The sequence below is a fragment of the Thiocapsa sp. genome (genome assembly GCF_022340925.1).
Lineage (GTDB): Bacteria > Pseudomonadota > Gammaproteobacteria > Chromatiales > Chromatiaceae > Thiocapsa.
Map to the genome: position 1 here is coordinate 1 of NZ_JAJDNA010000019.1, position 3,083 is coordinate 3,083.

The following is a 3,083-nucleotide window of genomic DNA, read 5'->3' on the forward strand; positions in this document are numbered from 1 at the left end:
TCGCTGTCCTCTTCCCGGTACATGCCGCAGGGCTGCAGTCGCGCGATCTCGTGCAGCTTCTCCAGGTAGTGCAGCAGGGCCGTTTCCGCGCTGGCCTCGGTCAGGTCGCTCTGCAGCAGCTCGGTCTCCAGCTCCTCGAAGAAGGGGGTCTTGTCGTCACGCAGCTCCGGCTGGATCCAGTTCTCCGGGTAGAGAAAGACCTGACGGTTGCCCTCCCATACCCGGTAGTTCTTCATCCACTCCCATTGGGCCGCCCCGTCGGCGGTGATGGACAGGCCGGGCTCCAGGTTCATGATCACCCGTTGTACGAACAGCTGGACCGAGGCGGTGGCCTGCACGATGCGCGAGGTCTGCATGCAGGGGCTCATCTCCACGTCGATCAGGAACAGGTCGAACAGGTCGTCGGCGCGCTTGAGGGACCACTGGTGCATCAGAAAGGCGACCAGGGCGGCGCGCTGCTGCTCCCGCAGCCGGTCGCGCAGGGGCTTGACCGCCGCGTTCCAGTTGGCGCCCCAGCGAGCCCGCAGGGCATTGCGGATGCGCATAGCCGAGTCTTTCGCATTCTCCGGATCGGGCAACAAGGCCGCGGCCTCGGCCACGGGGAGCCCGAGCCGCTGCGCGAGCCTGATGGCAGCGCCGATGCGCAGGGCCAGGCGGGGGGCGCGAAAATGCTCCGGAAAGTCCGGTTGCAATATACCCAGCTTGGCTGGGTCGTCGTTCGCGTCCGGGTCGCCGATCAACGCCTTGATCTGATCCGTCGGCCAGCCGGTCAGCTCGGCCAGAAGCTCGGTGTATTCATTTCTTGCCTCGGCCGGATCGTTCGCCGTTTTGATATCCGACGGGATGAGGAACAGCTCGAACAGCCGGCCCCGCTGATGCGCGGGCAGCCGGCGGCGCAGCCCGCTGAAATCGACCAGGTGCATCAGGCCGCTCAGGGTGCCCAGCGGCTGCGGTCCTGGGGGATCGATGGGCAGGGCCGTGGGATCCAGCCAGCCCGTGCGACCGCGAATGGCGACCAGGCCCTGGAGGTCCGCGGCCGTGAGCCCGAGCCTGGAGACCAGCAAGGCGGCCTGATGCAGCCGCAGCAGAATGCTCCTCACGGTTTCCTGGTGCGGCTCCGGCTCACTCGCCCCCAGGGCTGCCAGCAGGGCCTGCATGATCGAGAGCCCCGCGGGCCTGAATGCCCAGGTGCAGCAGGCAGGCGGCGCGGAATCCGCCTTCAGGCGGGTGTGGGTCAGCAGGGCGCGGCAGACGTCCGTGCCTATGCCGAGCAGTTCCGCCAGCGCGATGCCCAGGGCCTTGGCGCGCAACGCCGCCAGGGCCTGGAGATCCAGCGCTGCATCTTCGTCTTCGCTGGGCGGCTCGATCCCGCTCAAGGTCTGGCGCAGGCTCTCGGCGGTCTGATCCAGCCAGTCCTCGGTCGGCGGCAGGCTGGAACCTTGCGGATGCTCGCCGGCGCCGACCAGATAGTGCAGCTCGGCGAGGCCGAAACCGCTTCGCTCCAGATCTCGGAAGCGCGACAGGAAGCGCAGGGTCTGGTAGGTGGGCGCCTCCGGACCCTCATCGGTAAAGGGATCGGAGCCGATGAGTTGCCTGGCCAGCAGATACTCGGCGATGCCCAGGCCGAGGGCGCGCGCCAGCGAAGCGTGCCGGTAGAGGGTGGAGAGATTGGCCAGATTCAGTCTGTCACTCTCGAGCGCCAGGCCGTCTTCCAACAGGGGCAGCTCGGACTGGGTCAGGCCCAGGATGGGCGCGATCAGGTCGACGTAATCAATGAGTGGCTGCTCGTCATCTATGAGTTCGGTGCGAGTATCATCGAGGGCGAACTTTTCCGTTTTTGGGTCGTCGCCGTGCGGCGCCGGAACCTGTGTGTCGTAGAAGGAGCGATAGACCGGCAGCCCCTCGACCGAGTAATCAGCGGTGTCGATGTTCGACCACCAGCTCAGCAGTTCGGGTAGCGGGAGACGGAACTGGTCCTTGAGATCGACGACCTGCGCGAGCTTGATCAGAAACTGTGCGTCCAAGAGGGGCTGTCCGTCAGCCCTCGCCGCAGAATCCAGCGCCATCACCGCTTGGTCCAGCTCGATCAGGCTCCAGCCGAGGGCGGCGCGCAACCGCAGCAGGCGGTGCAGGAAGAGGGCCATTTCCTGGTTCAGCCCCTCGACCTCGATCTGGGCTGGATCACACACGGGTGGCGAGCCGGGATTCAGATACAGATCGCCGAATCGATCGACGGACTTGAGCACCGTCAACTGCATCAGCTCTTCGTACGTCAGGCCGCTGCGCTCCAGAAAGGCCTCGGCATTGGAGAGTTGCGCTAAGAGCGATGTCCAACCACTCTCAGTGCCGTCGCGGTGACCCCAAGCAAACGGGGACTGGCTAACGCCGCCCTCATCTGCGCCGGCGATCAGTTCCCACTGCGGCGCTGACAGCCCGAGTCTGGCCCTGGCCCAGCGTTCACTGCGCATCAGACTTGCCGTTTCCGGATGGCCCTGCTCGGCATTATCCTGACGGATATGGAATGGCAGGGTCAGGGGCAGAACCAGGCGGTCGGAATCCGTCGGGCCCGACTCGGTCCCAACCGATGGCTGGAAGGTCTCCAGCAGCTCGACCCGGTTGGTGCCCAGCTCGGGCAACAACAAATCGGCCTCCGCGTGCCAGATGTCGAATGGCAGGGTCAGGGGAAAGACTGCCGCGGCCAGATTGTCATAGGCCGTTTCATTGATATGTTCCGGGTGTGCACCTCGCTGATCGACATCCCCCGAGGTCTGGTGAGAATGTCCCTCGAGGGTCCCGGATGCCGCCTGCTCGAGGATCTCCATCACCAGATCGACATAGGGCAGAGGCGTATCCGCGTTCGGGCAGCTCAGCTCGATGGCGGGGATGTCCGGGCGGCGGGCCTGTTCGGGGTCGGCCTTTTTCAGATGGCCAGGATTTTCATCATCCGGAGCATAGCGCATCGTCAACGCGTTGAGGCCGCTGATTAAGGTGGCGCTATCTGGGGTTTCCAGATTGGTCCCCACAATGTTGGCCGGGTTGTTGATGAAGGCGAGCAGATCGGCCAGATAGGCGGCGGGGCTCAG

The 3,083-nt window shown here is 65.2% G+C and carries 1 protein-coding gene; it reads right to left on the reverse strand.

Translation table 11 applies throughout. The annotated features are described in order from the left end of the window. A partial coding sequence (locus LJE61_RS02930; protein ID WP_367114897.1) for a neuraminidase-like domain-containing protein occupies positions 1–3,083 on the reverse strand: 3,083 nt, incomplete at both ends.